16 protein-coding genes are annotated in these 18,244 nt (G+C 33.4%); 15 read left to right on the top strand and 1 reads right to left on the bottom strand.

What is annotated here, in order from left to right:
* Positions 1-294: 294 nt before the first annotated feature.
* The 11 genes from BGI23_RS15265 (at position 295) to BGI23_RS15215 (ending at position 14,173) form a co-directional block, all read left to right on the top strand.
* Positions 295-657, top strand: coding sequence for a Na-translocating system protein MpsC family protein (locus tag BGI23_RS15265; protein ID WP_000798157.1), 363 nt, complete (start codon positions 295-297; stop codon positions 655-657).
* A gap of 617 nt (positions 658-1,274) precedes the next feature.
* Positions 1,275-2,807 carry an NADH dehydrogenase subunit 5 gene (locus BGI23_RS15260; protein WP_070806456.1) on the top strand — a complete coding sequence of 511 codons (1,533 nt, stop codon included), beginning with the start codon at positions 1,275-1,277 and terminating at the stop codon, positions 2,805-2,807.
* The gene (locus BGI23_RS15255; protein ID WP_070806455.1) at positions 2,807-5,431 is read left to right on the top strand and encodes a DUF2309 domain-containing protein; all 2,625 of its coding nucleotides are present in this window, start codon (positions 2,807-2,809) and stop codon (positions 5,429-5,431) included. The genes BGI23_RS15260 and BGI23_RS15255 overlap by 1 nt, the downstream gene beginning before the upstream one ends.
* 72 nt (positions 5,432-5,503) lie before the next feature.
* Positions 5,504-6,025 carry a carbonic anhydrase gene (locus tag BGI23_RS15250; protein WP_000991947.1) on the top strand — a complete coding sequence of 174 codons (522 nt, stop codon included), beginning with the start codon at positions 5,504-5,506 and terminating at the stop codon, positions 6,023-6,025.
* Positions 6,026-6,434: 409 nt separating this feature from the next.
* Positions 6,435-7,460 (top strand): alpha/beta hydrolase, encoded by a 1,026-nt coding sequence (locus BGI23_RS15245; RefSeq protein WP_000153200.1) that lies wholly within the window; start codon positions 6,435-6,437, stop codon positions 7,458-7,460.
* A gap of 175 nt (positions 7,461-7,635) precedes the next feature.
* Positions 7,636-8,853: an NAD(P)/FAD-dependent oxidoreductase gene (locus BGI23_RS15240; protein WP_070806454.1), complete on the top strand. Its 1,218-nt coding sequence runs from the start codon at positions 7,636-7,638 to the stop codon at positions 8,851-8,853.
* Between the two features lie 215 nt (positions 8,854-9,068).
* Positions 9,069-10,592: an MDR family MFS transporter gene (locus BGI23_RS15235; RefSeq protein WP_070806453.1), complete on the top strand. Its 1,524-nt coding sequence runs from the start codon at positions 9,069-9,071 to the stop codon at positions 10,590-10,592.
* 76 nt (positions 10,593-10,668) lie between these two features.
* Positions 10,669-11,250, top strand: a complete 582-nt coding sequence (locus BGI23_RS15230) for a PadR family transcriptional regulator (protein ID WP_070806452.1) — start codon at positions 10,669-10,671, stop codon at positions 11,248-11,250.
* 110 nt (positions 11,251-11,360) lie between these two features.
* Complete coding sequence (locus BGI23_RS15225; protein WP_044793055.1) at positions 11,361-12,791, top strand: cryptochrome/photolyase family protein; 1,431 nt, start codon at positions 11,361-11,363, stop codon at positions 12,789-12,791.
* A 112-nt stretch (positions 12,792-12,903) separates the two neighbouring features.
* Positions 12,904-13,359 carry a TspO/MBR family protein gene (locus tag BGI23_RS15220; protein WP_070806451.1) on the top strand — a complete coding sequence of 152 codons (456 nt, stop codon included), beginning with the start codon at positions 12,904-12,906 and terminating at the stop codon, positions 13,357-13,359.
* Between the two features lie 103 nt (positions 13,360-13,462).
* Positions 13,463-14,173, top strand: coding sequence for an alpha/beta hydrolase (locus BGI23_RS15215; RefSeq protein ID WP_070806450.1), 711 nt, complete (start codon positions 13,463-13,465; stop codon positions 14,171-14,173).
* A gap of 35 nt (positions 14,174-14,208) precedes the next feature.
* Here BGI23_RS15215 and BGI23_RS15210 read toward each other — a convergent pair whose 3' ends face one another.
* Positions 14,209-14,574, bottom strand: a complete 366-nt coding sequence (locus BGI23_RS15210; protein ID WP_070806449.1) for a YxeA family protein — start codon at positions 14,572-14,574, stop codon at positions 14,209-14,211.
* A 446-nt stretch (positions 14,575-15,020) separates the two neighbouring features.
* On the opposite strand from BGI23_RS15210, the gene BGI23_RS15205 reads away from it, so the two are divergent.
* From BGI23_RS15205 to BGI23_RS15190, 4 genes are all read left to right on the top strand, one after another.
* On the top strand, positions 15,021-15,407 hold the full coding sequence (locus BGI23_RS15205; RefSeq protein WP_070806448.1) for a YflT domain-containing protein: 387 nt from the start codon (positions 15,021-15,023) through the stop codon (positions 15,405-15,407).
* Positions 15,408-15,481: 74 nt separating this feature from the next.
* Positions 15,482-15,883: a hypothetical protein gene (locus BGI23_RS15200; protein ID WP_000683223.1), complete on the top strand. Its 402-nt coding sequence runs from the start codon at positions 15,482-15,484 to the stop codon at positions 15,881-15,883.
* Between the two features lie 35 nt (positions 15,884-15,918).
* Positions 15,919-16,944 carry a ParM/StbA family protein gene (locus tag BGI23_RS15195; protein WP_070806447.1) on the top strand — a complete coding sequence of 342 codons (1,026 nt, stop codon included), beginning with the start codon at positions 15,919-15,921 and terminating at the stop codon, positions 16,942-16,944.
* Positions 16,945-17,218: 274 nt separating this feature from the next.
* Positions 17,219-18,169 carry a magnesium transporter CorA family protein gene (locus BGI23_RS15190; RefSeq protein WP_070806446.1) on the top strand — a complete coding sequence of 317 codons (951 nt, stop codon included), beginning with the start codon at positions 17,219-17,221 and terminating at the stop codon, positions 18,167-18,169.
* Positions 18,170-18,244 lie beyond the last annotated feature (75 nt).

Below are 18,244 nucleotides of genomic sequence, written 5' to 3'. Positions count from 1 at the left end.
TCAATTTACTATTTTATAAAGAAATCGGCTTTTTTGTTTATATATTACATTACAAGAGTTTCCTTATTTTCTCCGGAATGTCCTTTTTAGAAATCTATGCAATAGAGTCCTTATAGTAAGAGTATCTTATTGGGAATAATCAAAAAAACGTATATCGCAATATAAAAACTTAGTTTAATCCTAAAGGATATCCTACAACGATTCCTATAAATTGTTCTCAATAATTGAAAATAAAATCAATCCAGATTATTATATTGTTATTGTAAATTTATTTTATTGAAGGAGGATACATAAATGAAAAACTCAAAAGGCTCTATTGAATCAGAGATAAGCAAAGCAATTACGCACTGGGAAAAGGACTACCTAGGACGCGGGTCTATATCCGTTAAGACAGATATATTACGAGATATGATTATCGTAAATTTACAAGGTATTTTAACACCGGCTGAGTATACTGTTTGCGAAACGAAAGACGGTATGCTAACGATAAAGAAAAATCGTTCGGAGCTAGTTGAATCTGGAATTGACGATTTGAAAGAGATTATACTAGAATTAACTGGAGAAGAAGTAAAAAGTTTTCATACGGATATAAGTTCTCGTACTGGTGAACGAGTAATGATTTTTAAATTGTTCCATAATCTTGAGGAGAAATTTTAAAAATTAAAATCACTGTAGGAGTAGTGGAAGATACACTAAAAATGCAGTGAGGTAATTAAGAAATCTACAAGTTGTGTACTTTATTTTATCTTATTAACAAGGTAATGATTAGAAAACAAGAAAACTTGAAATTATTTATGTATAATGAATTTTGATTCGTAAAACGGATAAATAAATTGACAAACTGCTTAATATGGTTTATCTTATAATTGTTTTAAAAATTAATAGATGCTTATTTTAACTGTTTGCTATAATTAAGGCTTTAGCATTTTTTTAATATGTAATATTGACTAAATGAAAAAGTTTCTTAATGAAAAGATAGCGCATAACATAAATTGATATATTGATTGCATAATCTAGGAGATCAGAAATATACTTTTCTTTTTAACAGGAGTAATACATACATTATCCTCTATAAAATGGGAGCTCTTCAAAAAACTTTATTGAAGTTAGTTGAAGGGAAACCGACAATCTCCATAATTCAATGATGATATAAAATCATTGAATTATGGAAGTTGTCGGTTTTTTTTATGGGAAAAAACGATGTACTAAAAAGAGTGAAAGAAAATTAAAAGGAATTTTTACAGGTTATTTTCGTTTAGAAGGGAGTATTGTACATGTTAATTTCGCTGAGTTCATCAACACTGTTAACATTATTTTTTATGGCGCTTAGTGCTTCTTGGCTAAGTGGATTATTGTTTTTACATGCAAGGATGCCTTTACGTTTTGTTCATATCCATATTGGTATCGCTGCATTGCCTTCATTGGTTTCTTTACTCGCACTTGTTAATCACAATGGAGATAGCGTTGTAGGGCCTTGGCATTTAGATACTTTAGCTTGGTTCATGGCTTTCTTTGTTCTTACAATTGGTTTAATCATTCAACGTTTTTCTATACGTTACTTACTGGGGGATCGCTCATATCGAAAATACTTTGCACTTTTTACATGTACTACAGGTGTATCTTCAGTCGCATGGTTAAGTAATGATCTTCGTTTCATGATTATTTGTTGGGGAGCAACTCTTATTGGATTGGTTTTACTCATAGGTCTAAATAAAGGATGGAAAGTAGTTAGCGAAGCAACAAAAATTTCTAGTTATTTATTTACAATAAGCTGGATCGCCTTGCTAGCAGCTATCATTTGGCTTTTTCAAATCACTGGACAGTGGCAGTTAACATCAGTTGTAACGAATGAAAATGTAGCTCAATTTGGAACGTTGGAGAAAACAGGAATTAACTTATTGATTATAGTAGCTGTGATGATTCCAGCAGCACAATGGCCTTTTCAAAGATGGTTAATTGAGTCAGCTGTTGCTCCAACTCCTGTTTCTGCTATTATGCATGCTGGTTTAGTAAATGCTGGCGGTATCATGTTAACTAGGTTTTCACCTCTTTTCCATGATGATATTGCACAAATCATTTTACTAATTTTCTCAAGTATTTCTGTCTTAATCGGAACAGGAATTAATCTAGTTCAAGTTGATTATAAACGTCAGCTAGTAGGATCAACTATTGCACAAATGGGGTTTATGCTTATTCAATGCGCATTAGGAGCCTATTTGGCGGCTATTATTCATTTAATTTTACATGGTTTGTTTAAAGCTACACTGTTTTTACAAGCTGGTTCTTCCGTACAACGTTTTGGGGTAGTGAAGCAATCTAATGAAAAGGTGTCTAATTTATGGACTATGGTTGGGCGCGTTTTCGGATTATTTATAGCGATTACTTTTTGGTTTATGACTTCTGGAGAGGGGTATCAATTCGTTAGTGCGTTCATTTTAGGATGGTCATTATACTTTTCATGGAAACAGCTTGTTGTTTTTGGAGAGGGAAGAATGGGACGAATTGTTGGCGTATTTATTTTAGCTGGATTTTCTCTCATTTACTTTGCCGTTCATAATTCTCTTTATAAATGGTTGCATACTGACATGTATCAAAATGTTCAACCTTCAGCTTCAGCCGTTATCTTTGTTATATGTATCTTACTATTTAGTAGTGTTATTTGTACTTTCGTTACTCGTAATCAATCTTCTACTTTATCCGCTGTACTTTATCTTTGGTCAGTTCGGGTAGGTGAGGCGAGACGAAAGTCAGTAGAAAGTCATCCAAGCTATCTGAAACATGATGTATCAAAGGGAGGTAATTCGTGATGAGCATACCGTCAATATTAAGGAAAGAGACTTTAAAAAAGAAAGATAAAAATATTGATCTACAAGAAAATAATATAAATGATTTAGTTGAATCTGCCAGCCGAGTGATTGCACCACTTTGGCCGATTGCTACATTTGCAGCTCATCACCCTTGGATGGGGCTTGAAAAACAATCATTTGAACAAGTTGCAGATTGCTTAAAAGAAATTCGTAATGTGGATATATATCCGAGTGCTTCTATGATTCATTCGGCAAAGGCAAAAGGGGAGATTGAGGAATCATTTTTACAAATTGGCTTGTCTCGTTGGCTTGATTCACAATCTTTTCATATCCCGCGAGCGAAGGCGGAGCGTTTTTGCCAAGAAGCTTTAAAGTTAGAAAGATTACCTTCTAGTTTGTTATCATCGCCAGAATTAAATAAATTAGCAGAAGAAATAAGTTATATAAATACAGGGAGTATGAAAGACTCTTCTTTGCAATTAATCAGTTCACTTATAGAGAATCAAAAGGGTGAAAACCTATCTGATATTCTTAATTATCACATCATTAAATGGTGTAAATTATATTTGGATGACTCCGGGTCAAGTTGGACGATGCCAAATCGAGAGAAAGGTTTGTATCGTGCGTGGCATCACCTTATTACATTTGATCCAGCGCTTAGTAAAAATGAACGTAGTGTTTTAAAAGATTGGCCACAGGATGCTCAGGTAGCTTTAACAAGAGCTTTATTTGAACTAGGAATTCCTGAATCTAACAAGCAAGCTTACCTTGAAGGGCACTTGCTTGCTTTGCCTGGGTGGGCAGGAATGATACGATGGCGCTCACAGCAATCAATTGAGGAACAGGAACTTCTCATAGAATATTTAGCAGTTCGACTTTCTATGGAGCTAGCCATTGTAAAACCGTATTTACCTTTAAAAAATCAAAAGGTTGAGAAAAAAGTTTCGATCGTCCCACTTATAGCTTCTTGGATCTATTGGGGGGATATTTCAATAGAGAAATGGTTACAAATGTCTGCAACTGAACAAAGTAAATTATTGGCATTCGCTTATCGCTTTGATGAAAATACTCGCAAGAAACTTTGGCTAGAAGCTTGGGAACAGACGCATGCAGAGCAATTAAGGGAGAAGATTGCTTCTAAGCAACGTGCAACTCATGATAAAAAGCGTGTAGTAGCTCAATTAGCATTTTGTATTGATGTACGTTCAGAACCGTTTCGTCGCCACCTTGAAAAATTAGGTCCGTTCGAAACGTTTGGAATAGCTGGTTTCTTTGGGTTACCAATTGCGACTAGTGAACTAGGTAGTAATGACAGCCATCCTTCTTTGCCAGTTATATTAAAACCGAAACATCAAATAAAAGAGCTCACAGATGAAAATGAATGTAAATCTTATGAACAACGTAAGATGGTAGGCAGTTCGGTACGTTATACATTTAAAACGATGAAACAGAACGTACTGACAAGTATGTTGCTACCTGAAGTAAGTGGTCCTTTACTTGGTTTACAAATGGTGACAAGGAGTTTTGTGCCAAGAAGAGTAGGTGGCTTCATTCGTAACCTTCGTAAAAATATGTTGCAAAAGCCTGATACAACTTTCTCGCTTAATCATGTTCATGATACAAACTGTGAGATACCGATCGGTTTTACGAAAGAAGAAAAAGTGAACTATGTGCGTCAAGCTTTAAAAATGGTGGGATTAACAGAAGGTTTCGCTCCTTTAGTTGTAATGTGCGGCCACAGTAGTCAAAGTACGAACAATCCTTATGCTGCAGCGCTTGAGTGTGGTGCGTGTGGCGGAGCAGCGGGAGGATTTAATGCAAGAGTTTTCGCTACTTTATGTAATCTTCCAGAAGTGAGAGAGGCGTTGTCTGCTGAAGGTATTAAAATTCCTGAGGATACCATTTTTGCAGCAGCTGAACATAAAACAACAGTGGATGAATTGGAATGGATTTACGTCCCAGAACTTTCGGAAACTGCGCAAGAAGCATTTGATCGTATTGAGTCGGTTATGCCAAATGTGAGCCAACATGCAAATAGAGAGCGTTTAACGCAATTACCTAATTTTAAAACGAAAATAAAAAATCCGAGTAAAGAGGCACATCGATTTGCAGAAGATTGGAGTGAAATACGTCCGGAATGGGGATTAGCCCGTAATGCATCTTTTATTATCGGGCAACGTCAATTAACTCAGGATTGCGACTTAGAAGGTAGGGCTTTCCTTCATAATTATGATTGGAAACAGGATGAAAATGGCGATATATTAGCTAGCATCATAGCGGGACCAGGAACAGTAGCGCAGTGGATCAATCTACAATATTACGCTTCAACTGTAGCTCCTCATTATTATGGTAGTGGAAACAAAACAACACAAACCGTTACGGCAGGTCTCGGTGTTATGCAGGGAAATGCAAGTGATTTGTTATCAGGCTTACCTTGGCAATCCGTTATGCAGTCAGATAGTGAGACGTATCACTCACCACTTCGTTTACTCATTGTAATTCAAGCGCCTATTGAATATATAGAACGCTTGCTAAATAAGGATTTCACATTTCGAGAAAAAGTTCAAAATGGATGGGTCAGACTTGCAAGTGTTGATCCAGAGGGACGCTGGAAAAACTGGTAAAAATCATGTAATGAATCATTGTTACTAGCTTAAAAGTTTCATAAATACAATCATGAAGAAGGAGTGCTATATATGAATGCAAAGCATAAAAAGGTTTTATTGTTAACAGACATTGAACAAGGAATAGAGCCTATTATCCAACAAGTAACTAACATTCAACGAGAAAATATGTTGACTATACACAGCTGTGATTCTGTAATTGTACATCCTTTTGGAGATATAATGAGGTCTATTATTATTGCTATTTATCAAGAAAATGTGGAAGAAATTTTTGTTGTCGGAATAGAGGATAAAGAAACTAATGTATTTAATCTGCAAATTCAACGTGATTCTATAAAAAATAACAAGGAACTAGACTATCTCTTTGAAAATTGTATGCCTGAATTTTCAAGTGGTAGCCTTGAGGAATGGCTAAGTGGAAAAGGAAATGTTAGTGAAAATATTGAGAAGAGTATAGATATGATTCGTCATCATCCGTTAGTGCCTTCTAATGTTAAAGTTCATGGTTTCAAGATTGATAGAACAGGTGGAAAAGAAACGGTTGTTGAAGTTTCTGCTAATCAAGTAGTAAAACAAATGCATTCTTATGTGTAAATTATCGATAGATAAGCAACTTTTATTTGGACTTATGTCTTTTACAAAGAGCAAAAGAAATCTTCTATAAATGGGGATCTTTTGCTCTTTTTGTTTGAATTTTTAATGTGTTTTATAGGAGATATCTAATATGTACATAATAAAAATATATAACCTTTTGGATGAAATGTTAAGGACGGATTAGCAGGCGGGAAATAAAAATTTATGTTGTGATTTATCCCGCTTTAATGGGCAGTAAGACCCCCACCTCAAAATTCAGCGAAAGCAAAGAAGTTAGGCGGGGGATCAACTGCCCATAAAAGTCCGATTGGTTCAACTAATAATCAGTGGGGGATGAAGAAAACCCCCACTGATTAAAGTTTCACTTTATTTTAAGATTATTATTAAAAATAATGGAGATTCTTTAATTATGACAATAAAACAGTTAAAACCTAAAATAATATGGAAAAAAAGAATGTTGCTAACTATTTGTATTGTTTTCGGATTGATTATTGCGGGAGTTGTTTTTTGGAATGTTTCACCTATTCCAAAAGCGTTTCTCATAAAAAAAGCATTTGAAGGTGGAATGTTTGTTCAATCTAACAATTATAAAAATGCTCTAAAAGAGACACGAATTGTTAAAGATATCAATTATAATTCTAAATTTCCTGATGGTACATTAGATATTATTTATCCCAAAAACCTTACGGGAAAAAAATCTGTTATTTTTTGGGTGCACGGGGGTGGGTTTGTAGGTGGAGATAAATCAGACATTACTGGTTATGCAGTAGAATTAGCTGCTCGTGGTTATACAGTAATAAATATAAATTATGCTCTTGCTCCTAAAAGAAAGTATCCTACACCAGTACTACAACTTGGTGAGGCTTACGAATATATAAAAGAAAATGCAAAGAAATATAATGTGAAACTAGATGACCTGTATTTTGCCGGAGATTCTGCTGGAGCGCAAATATCTGGACAATTCGTTACTATTCAAACATCTCCAGATTATGCGAAATTAACTGGAATCGACGCTATTGTTGCTCCTTCTACAATTAAAGGTATACTGCTATTTTGCGGTCCGTATAATATGCCTGCATTAGCTAAAATGGAAACATCCAAAGAAGTGCAAGACTTTATGCGTACTACTGGCTGGGCTTACTTTGGGAAAAAGAAGTTTGAAACATTACCTGAAATGGAAATCGCCTCTATTTATCAACACGTTACAAAAGATTATCCACCAACGTTCATTACAGATGGAAATACTGCATCATTTGAAGAGCAAGCTAAAGCATTAGCTTCTACTTTACAAAATAAAGGAGTACCTGTAGATACACTTTTCTTTGATAAAAATATCTCTGGCGAGTTAGCGCATGAATTTCAATTTAAAATGAACACTCCAGCAGGTCAAGAAGCTTTTAACCAAGTTCTTAAATTTCTAAATGAAAATAAATAATATATATACTATTAACTTTTTATAAGCTTAGTTTAATACCAAATATGAGTGGACAAACATATTGTACTAATAATTTAATGATAGCAAGAATAATTTTGATAAGAAGTATATAGTAAAAATGATTTGGAGATACAGATGGGGATATAACTATTTTATTTAGGACGGTGCACTTTAAATGGATTTACAGACAGGGAAATTATATTGGAACACAACTTTTTCTAATACACCTTCTTATCCTCGGTTGGAAGAAGATATAAAATGTGACGTACTAATAATAGGAGCAGGGAGCTCCGGTGCTCAATCCGCATACTATTTAAGTGAATCAGATTTAAAGATTGTTGTCGTTGATAAAAGAAAGGTAGGACATGGAAGTAACCTTACAAATACAGCACTTATTCAATATTTAGGTGACAAGATGTTTTTTGAACTTGTAAATACATTTGGAGAAGAGTATGCAGTTAAGCATATGAAATTATGTGAACAAGCTATTAATGATATTGAATATGCTGATCAAAATACACCTTATTGCTCTGACTTTAAACGACGTGACAGTTTATATTATGCAAGTTATGAAGAGGATATAAAGAAATTAGAGAAAGAACTGTATTATTTACATAAGCATGATTTTAAAGCGACTTGGCTATCAAAAGAACAAATTGGACAGAGATATCCATTTACAAAACGTGCAGCTATTTATACGTATAACGATGGTGAAATAAACCCGTATAAATTTACACATAGTTTATTAAAACAAGCTTCTAATAGAGGAGTCCACATTTATGAAGATACGGAGATTGTTGGCAAAAAGTTAGCGGAAGAATGTGCTGTTTTTTATACAAAAGGGGGCAATTCTATTACTGCCGATAAAGTAATTGTGGCTGCAGGATATGAAGGTTTGGAATTTAAAAAGGAAAAGAACGCTACACTAATTAGCTCATATGCAATTGTTACTAATCCTGTAGAAGATTTATCTTCTTGGTATAAACGTACTCTCATTTGGGAAACTGCGAGACCATATATTTATATGAGAACTACTGCAGATAACAGGATTATTATAGGTGGGTTAGATGAAGATACAAACATTGCACAAGAAAGAGATTCAAAATTAATCCATAAAAAAGAGAAATTAGTGAATGAATTTAATAAGCTCTTTCCAAATATTACGGTTGAACCTGAATTTTATTTAAGCGCTTTTTATGGTGGTACTCATGATGGTTTACCTATAATTGGAATGTATGAAGAGTTTCCAAATTGTCACTTTATCTATGCGTATGGAGATAATGGATTAGTATATAGTATGGCACTTTCTAAAATTGTTCGAGATGTAATTATTAGCGGTTCAAGTCCAGATTTGAATTTATATTTACAAACTAGACCAAAACTAAATGAATAAGCTACATGTATGCAAAATCAAAGTAGTATAAAGAAGTGATCGTTTTAACGGTTTTAATTATTTTATATAGGAAGTAATTCTACATTTGTAATCTCTCCAATATATTTTGGGGGGATTTATTTTTTTATTGAAAAATAGTCTAATTAAACTATAATGAGTATATAGTTTAATTAGACTATTTATTCTGTTGGGTGTGAAAAAAGGAGGAAAGAGGTATGGTTGCAAAAGAGACCAACTTACGCTTAGTAATAGCTGGTTTAATGCTAGGCATTTTAATGGCTGCAATGGATAATACAATTGTTGCTACTTCAATTGGTACAATTGTCTCAGATTTGGGTGGATTGGATAAATTCGTCTGGGTTACTTCTGCTTATATGGTTGCAGTTATGGCTGGTATGCCTATTTTTGGGAAATTATCTGATATGTATGGTAGAAAGAGGTTCTATATTTTTGGTTTATTAATCTTCTTAATTGGTTCTGCATTATGTGGTACTGCGCAAAGCATTGTTCAGCTAAGTATTTATCGTGCAATTCAAGGTATAGGTGGGGGCGCACTTATGCCAATCGCCTTTACCATTGTATTTGATATTTTTCCTATTGAAAAAAGAGGAAAAATGACTGGATTATTAGGGGCCGTATTTGGTTCTTCAAGTGTATTAGGACCTTTATTAGGCGCGTATATAACAGAAAATATTAGTTGGCATTGGATTTTTTACGTCAATATTCCAATTGGTTTAATGTCATTAATTTTTATTTTAAAAGCTTATAAAGAAAATAATCCACCTACTAAGCAAAATATTGATTGGTGGGGGGCGATAACGCTCGTAATAGCAGTAATTAGCTTAATGTTCGCTTTAGAATTAGGAGGAAAAGAGTTTAAGTGGGATTCGATACAAATCATTGGGTTATTTACATCGTTTATTGTATTTTTTATTGGCTTCCTATTGGTAGAAAGAAAAGTGAAAGATCCGATCATATCATTTTGGATGTTTAAGCGTAAGGAGTTTGCAATATCTCAAATTATTACATTTTTCTATGGAGCAACATTTGTTATTTTAACAGTATTCATTCCTATTTTTGTTCAGGCTGTATATGGTGGAACAGCAACTAATGCTGGATTAATTTTAACACCAATGATGTTAGGTTCTGTCGTAGGTAGTGCCATTGGCGGAATATTTCAAACGAAAATTAGTTACCGCAACTTAATGTTATTATCTGTAATATCCTTTGGGATAGGTATGTATTTATTAGGAACGATGGATCCGCAAACAAGCCGTGCACTTTTAACGATATACATGATTATAACGGGATTTGGGGTTGGATTTTCGTTTTCTTTACTTCCTACAGTTTCTATTCATAATATGGAACCGAGATTCCGTGGTTCAGCTACTTCAACAAATTCATTTTTTCGTTCACTAGGTATGACAATTGGGGTAACGATTTTTGGCTCCATTCAAAATAGTACCTTTACAGCTAATTTAAAGGATGCTTTTAAGGGAATAGAACACAGTTCCAGCATGTTAAATAATTTAGGTGATCCAAGTGCAATATTTCGCTCAGATATAAGGGCCAGTATCCCTACTTTTATTCTTGAAAAAATTATAGCCGCTATGTCATCTTCAATTACTACTGTATTTCTATTAGCTTTAATTCCCATTATCGTTTCATTTATGGCAATATTATTTATGGGGAATGTCAAAGCTGGTACAAAGGATAATAAAGTGAATTTGAAGTCATAAATTTTATAAAACAAAAAGATTCTTTGCTTATTTTTAGCTTATACTATTGGTATAGGTTATTAAGGAGTGGAGAGTTATGAATACAAAGCTTTTTATGCTGGGCCTTCTTATGGAGAAAAATAGGCATCCGTATGAAGTCCAGCAACTTTTAAAAAATAGTGAAATGAAATATTATATAAAAATTACAAAAGGCTCTTTATATTATACATTTGAGCAACTTGAAAAGAAGGGCTTTATAGAAGTTGTTGATATTATTCGTAATGAACAACGCCCTGAACGGACTATTTACGGTATTACTAAAAGTGGGAAACAAGAATTTGAGCATTTATTATTAGAGCAAATGATAAAGAAAGAGGATATGCATCGTCCTATATATGAAGCGTTACTTTTTGCACAATACGGGGAGGAACAATTAATTCTAGAACAGCTAAAAATTAAAATTTCTCAACTGACGTTATATCTTACTACCCTTCAAAAAGTATATGAAGAGAAGTGTGGAAAAGAGAGTGTGGCTAAGTTATATATATTATCTAGTGTCATTTTACATTTAAGAACAGAGTTAAAAGTTTTACAGAGTTTATATAATAACGTAAAAAATGAAAAGATAGATAATATAGGAAATGATGTACTTAGAGAGATAGAAAATCAATGTTTATAGTGAAGAAGATTATAAAATAAAAAAGATGATTCTCATAATTATTTAAAAATAACAGAAGTACTTGTTCTCATAAAGAATGAATTGTGCTTTAAGAATGAGAAAGGATAGCCATGCAAAATAAAATTATCGTTATGTTTCAAAAAGATTTTCGTTTATATGATAACCCAGCTTTATTTGAAGCTGCTCAGTCCGGTGAGGTTGTTCCGGTATATGTACATGATGAAACTTTTTCAATAGGAAGTGCGTCAAAGTGGTGGTTACATCATGCTATAATAGATGTTCAAAAGCAACTTGAGGCATTGGGCTCTACTTTAATAATTCGTAAAGGAAATACACAGGAAGAAATACTTTCTCTCATAGAACAGTTAGGTATAACGGCTGTATATTGGAATATTTGTTATGATCCGGAAAGATTACAATTTAATCAAAAAATGAAAATGATGTTAGAAGATAAAGGTATTACCTGTAAGGAATTTAATTCACATTTATTATTAGAACCGTGGGTTATTAAAAAGAAAGATAACACTGAATATAAGGTGTTTACGCCTTTTTACAATGCATTTCAAAAGCAGATAATACCTAAGCCTATTAGTAAAGTGCAGCGTATAAAAGGAGGAAACTCTTTACCAGCAAGTTTATCTGTTTCAGAATTACATTTGTTGCCGACTATACCGTGGACATCTCATATGGAAGCAATGTGGGAGCCTACAGAGGAAGGGGCATACAAAACATGTAAGAAATTTTTCTCTAGCAAATTAGCCTCTTATAGTGAAGGAAGAGACTTTCCAAATGAAAATGCTCATTCGATGTTGGCACCTTATCTTTCATTTGGCCAAATATCAGTGAAGTGGATGTATCATTACTTAATCGATAAAAGTACCGAAAGACAATGTAGTCTTTTTGAAAAACAAGTGAATAGTTTTATCCGTCAATTGATTTGGCGAGAGTTTTCTTATTATTTGCTATATCATTACCCATTTACAGTATATAAACCGCTTAATAAAAACTTTGAACATTTTCCATGGAATAAGGAAGAGGAGTTATTAACAGTATGGCAGAAGGGGGAAACTGGTTATCCGTTTATTGATGCGGGAATGAGGGAACTATGGCAAACAGGTTTTATGCATAATCGGGCAAGAATGGCTGTAGCCTCTTTTCTTGTAAAGCATTTGTTAATTCCGTGGCAAGAAGGTGCAAAATGGTTTATGGATACACTACTAGATGCTGATATTGCAAATAATACAATGGGATGGCAATGGGTTGCTGGAAGTGGAGCAGATGCATCACCGTACTTTCGTATTTTTAATCCTATCACACAAGGAGAAAAGTTTGATAAAAATGGAGAGTATATAAGAAAATGGGTACCAGAATTAAGAGATATACCGAATAAGTATATACATAAACCTTGGGAAGCACCTGAGCATATTTTACAAAAGACCAATATTAAGCTTGGTCATACATATCCTTTGCCAGTTGTTGACCATAAGGCAGCACGAGAGAGAGCGCTTTGTGCATATAAAAGTATGAAAGAGTTCGCATAAAATAGATTAAACAATATGTATTTGAAATTTAAATATTAGAATGTTACCCATTAAAGGGACTGAATAATCATATAGAGTTTCTAAAACCTTCTATTGAAAAAGGAGAATGTTTATGAAAAAATCTAGTATTCTAGTATTTTTACTAACATATGGTTTGTTTTATATTTCTAGTATTTTATTTCCTATTGATCGCACTTGGTACGATGCGCTAGAAAAGCCGTCTTGGACACCTTCTGGTATGACAATCGGATTGATTTGGGCTGTCTTATATGGACTTATTGCATTATCGGTTGCAATGATTTACAACAAATATGGATGTAAGCCAAAAACATTTTGGTTTATATTCCTTTTAAATTACATGTGTAATCAAGCGTTCAGCTACTTTCAATTTAGTCAAAAAAATTTATTTTTAGCAACAGTAGATTGTTTACTAGTCGCTATTACTACGTTACTTCTCATAGCGGTTTCTTCCAGTTTATCTAAAGTATCGACATGGTTGCTCATTCCATATTTTTTATGGGCTACATTTGCTACATATTTATCTTGGAGCATTTATAGTATAAATTAAAGACGTAAATGAAAACTTGAGCATAATAAAAATGCTCGAGTTTTTATGTGTGCTAATGAAAATCTGAAATATAGAATATATACATCTTAGGGAGGTCATCTTTGTGAAGAAATGGATAAAAATTACGCTGTACTCTTTACTCGGTATTTTACTTATAGGAAGTATTACGTTTTTGACTTGGTCTCAGTTTACTTACAAACCAACGAAAGAGGCTTTGTCGTTAGTAGATGATAAAAAAGATGGAGAGAATATAATTTTTGGAGAGAAAGATGCTAAAATAGGGGTTATTTTTTATCAAGGCGCTAAAGTAGAAGCGGAGGCTTATAGTTACTTGGGAGAAGCTCTTGCAAAAGATGGACACTTTGTAGTAATGCCTAAGTTACCATTAAATTTAGCGATACTTGGAATCAATGCAGTAGACAGTGTAATGGCACAGTATCCTGAAGTTCAAAAATGGTATGTTGCGGGCCATTCAATGGGGGGAGCTATGATTTCTAAGTATGCCTTTCAACATGAAGACAAGGTAGATGGGATCATTTTCTTAGGTTCTTATCCTGCAGATGACTTCTCTACGAAAGCGATTCCGATGTTATCAATTTATGGGGAAGTAGATGCTTTAGCAACTGTAGAAAAAATAGAGGACAATAAAAAGTTTATGTCAAAGAATACAACTATGCACATGATAAAAGGTGGAAACCATGCTCATTTTGGCATGTATGGTGAGCAAAAAGGTGATAATGCGAGCTTAATTACGCCAAAAGCACAACGAGATGAAACAGTGAAAGTAATTGAAGAATGGTTGTTGAAACAATGATAGACGGGAGAGCCAACTCATACGAGTCGGCTCTTTTATTTAACTTCTATCTTCAATTTCCCTCTTATTTTCTCTGGAATATCCTCTTCAGCGATAATATCGTAAGAATACACATACTTTCCTTTTACATGAATTTTCAAGTAAGTTTTTCTTATAAAATCATTAGGTGTGTTCGTTCCAACTGTATATTCTGTTTCATTGCTTAATTCATCAACACCTTTTAGTGAGTACACAGCTCGTCCTTTATGATGATAATCTGGAACACCATATCCCTTCGCAATGGCGTATACATTTTTTTCTTCAGCAATCGGATTAAATCTATCCAAATCCCCTCGTAATATGAAAGGTAGTATGTATATAGGTAGGCCTATTCCTAGTATGCAAAGTATAAATTTCTTCATAAGCATTTCTCCTCTTGTTCATTTACATGATTCAGTATAGAAAAAAATTCTTATAAATATAGAGGGAAATTCCTTAAGGTTTTCTTAATAAAGTTTAACAGTGTGAAAAAGATTAACTTGAGTATTAAGCTTACGGAATGAATAGCCAAATAACCTGTTTTTTTATTTTGATTTAATTAACGAAAAAGTATCTTGTATTCCTTTTGTGACTTTTTCTAAATAGAAATTTTCTATAAAACAATGGGCTTGCCTTCCAAACAAATCGTTATTTGTAACACTTTTATGAAAGCAAAGTTCTCATGACAGTGCTTGGATATTCAAAAACATTAATAACCTATTACATAAAATTTTTTGAAAATTTAGGTTTAACATCTTTAAAATAGGTGTATTACATATTACATAACAACTAAATAAAAAAATAAAAAATCTAAAGGAGGAAAAATCCAATGCATAAGAATGAAAGAAAACCGGTGGTTTATGAATATGAAAATGAACAGGAAGTAGTTATGAAAGTAAAAGAGCTAGAATTGCAAGGGATTCACCAAGATGACATTTACGTCTTAACACATGAAAAACATCTAACAAAAAAGATTGCGGATGATACAAACACAAATACGATTGGAGTAAAAGAACAAGGATTAGGCACAAGTATTATCAACTTTTTCTCCAAAAAAGGGGACGAGCTCCGAAATCAAATGGAAGAAATGGGGGTGTCGAAGGAGGAAGCTAACTTATATGAAGAAAAACTAGATCAAGGGAGAATTTTACTCCTAGTAACAGATGAAACACTAACAGCGAGTGATAGGCAGCCGCAAAACTATCATTCTCTCTAATAGATTGCAATAGGTAAGGTAATTATTTTAGGTTGTAGCATGGAAGAAATTAAAAGTAGAGAAGGGTGAGAAAAATGAAACATACAATATTTAAATATGCTGTGATTGGGATTACGACCGGAGTGATAGTCTCCCTATTAAAAAAAGAAAATCGGAAAGCTATACAAACAACAGGAAAAAACGTAAAAGACAAACTACAAGAAGGAAACATAAAGGAAACATTAGAGAAGGTAACTGAGACAAGTAAACAATTCTCTGTAACTGCAGCTAATGTTGCAAAACAAACATTACCACAACTGCTTACAGCCACACCAGTTGTTATTTCTACCATTAAAGATTTAACAGAAAACGAAAATAATAAAAAGAAAAAAGATGAAAAGGATTACGAAAAAAATGAAAATAGTAAGGAAATAGACGGGGAAAAAACGAAAAATGAAAAGAAATATGTGAAAGAAGGGAAAGAAGAGAGTGCTTAGATTTAATTCTAAAAATAGAAAGTGAGGAAAAAAGTATGAAATCTTTGTATGCAATTGATGTAGGAATCGGCTTTACTAAGCGAGCATATCGACAGGGTGAAGATTCTGAGGTGACGGTTAAGAGTGAAGCTTCCACACTAGCCCCTGTACCTAATCATGATGAAAGTGAAGATTTAACAAAGGTAAGTTTTATAGACTTAGACTTTGCATACTACATGGGAAATGAAGCGCATCAATCTGATGCTTCATTTCTTCCTCCATTTGAAGAAGAAATAGAAAATTATTATGAAAGCGAACAGTTTAAACAACAAATATTTGGTTGCATTGCAAAGGATTATAAAGAAAATGTCGTGTTACCTTTAGTTGTTACCGGGCTTCCTGTCACTTATTTTGGTAGTCAGCATGAGCAATTACAACGTGCACTAAAAAAAGAAACTTCCGTACAAATTGATGGCAAATTTATTCATATTACGGTGGAAAATGCTTTGATTCTTCAGCAACCGGTCGCTTTACATGCTTATTTCTTAAAAGAGGGAATCATTCAGGAACGAGATCGTATCTTAATTATTGATGGCGGATTTCGTACATTAGAAATGACAGATATGAAACAGAATGTCATTTTAAATCATTATGAGACGGAACTAGGATGTAGCAAGCCTTTGAAAAACATTAAGAATATCGTGCAGAATCATGCGGGGGAAAGTGGTCACTTGCATATTAACGACATGCCAAACATATTAGAAAAAGGATATGGAGGTCGAGAAGAAAATCCTCAGGCAAGTCAGGTTCATACTTTGATTCAAAAAGAGTTGGATACACACTTCCAAGACGTTATGTGTGTATTACAAGAACAATTTAAGTTAGACCAGTATGACACTATTATTTGGACAGGAGGAATAGTAGATCTCCACAAAAAACGAATTGAAAAAATGCAAGGTGAAATTTCTTCTTTCCGTATGGTAGACGCTTCGAAAGAGGCTGCACTTCATGGGTACTATATGATTGGAAGTCAAGTATTTGACGACATCACCAATCAATCTGTATATGAATCTAAATTATAATAACGACCGAAATGGAGTTCGTTGAATAGACGTGCCACATATAAATAAGAAAAGATAAAAAGTGCTTGTATAGAGGAACTGTTTAAAATTGAGAATACAAATAACTAATATATAGGGGGTCTTCCTTGTAACAGAAGAAGACCTCCTATGCCATTTAGTTTGTAATGTAGAGGATCTAAAAACTTTTCCTCCAAGACATGAATACCTACATATAAATTTCATATTACGGATACTATTCAATGAAACATAAAACTATTCAGAAAGGAAGAATAATATGGAATGCATAAAAATGCCGAAATGGGATTGGTATCATGTGAAAACCAGTGAACTTGAAAAACCTTCTTCTATCATCCCTCGTGATGTAACACCTTATTTCTCTCAATTTGTAAAAAAAATAAGTTCTCCTTGTGAAAATGGATTATATGTTTATACGTTATCACCAAATCAAACTTGTGTATATGGTTCGTTTTTATATGATCAAGATAAAAAGGACGCCAAAATTCAAAAATTTCTTCATTATTTCGTAGCTCATGGAATACTGATAACGGTCCAGGAAAAAGAGGAAGAGGATTTCCAAAAATTAATACATAATTCCTCTTTTAGTGTAAAAAATTGTAATAGTTCCGCTGAAGGATTATGTGCTATCTTATCAATCTTTATATCTCACTACTTGCGAAAGGTTGACTATTTCGAAAACAATTTTAGAAATGTATTATGGGATTTTTATCATCATAATAACATAGCAGTTTTAGAAAGAATTTATCATATTCGTCATGAATTATTTATGAATACACATGTGTTTCGCTTAATACAAGAAGTGTTACAAGGCTTGGAGGAAGCTTGGTTAGAAAACTTAACAAACACCCTTTGTTATAAACAAACACACGTAAAATTAGAGCGTGGATTACAACTTGTTAAAGAGTACCAAGAAGAATTGGACACGATGATTCATTTACAAGAAGTTGTTTCTTCACATCGTGGGAATGAGATTATGAAAGCTCTTACTGTATTAACTGCTGTAAGTACGCCTTTGACGGCCTTAGGAGCATTGTGGGGGATGAATTTTAAATATATGCCTGAACTAGAATGGAAATATAGTTATTTAATTGCTCTCTTATTTATTATTTTCACAACAGGAGGTATGTATATGTATATGCGATTCAAAGGGTGGACAGGTGATTTATTACGAGTAAAGAAAAAGAAATCTTTTTTTAAATCTAATTAATCTTGTATATAAAAAATATGACAGATATTAATCTAGATATATAGTTAGTAATATTTATTAATTGGGATAGTATCA

This window comes from Bacillus sp. ABP14, assembly GCF_001831375.1.
GTDB lineage: Bacteria > Bacillota > Bacilli > Bacillales > Bacillaceae_G > Bacillus_A > Bacillus_A paranthracis.
Note: the sequence above shows the minus strand (reverse complement) of the source record. Positions and strands in the feature narration are given on the sequence as shown.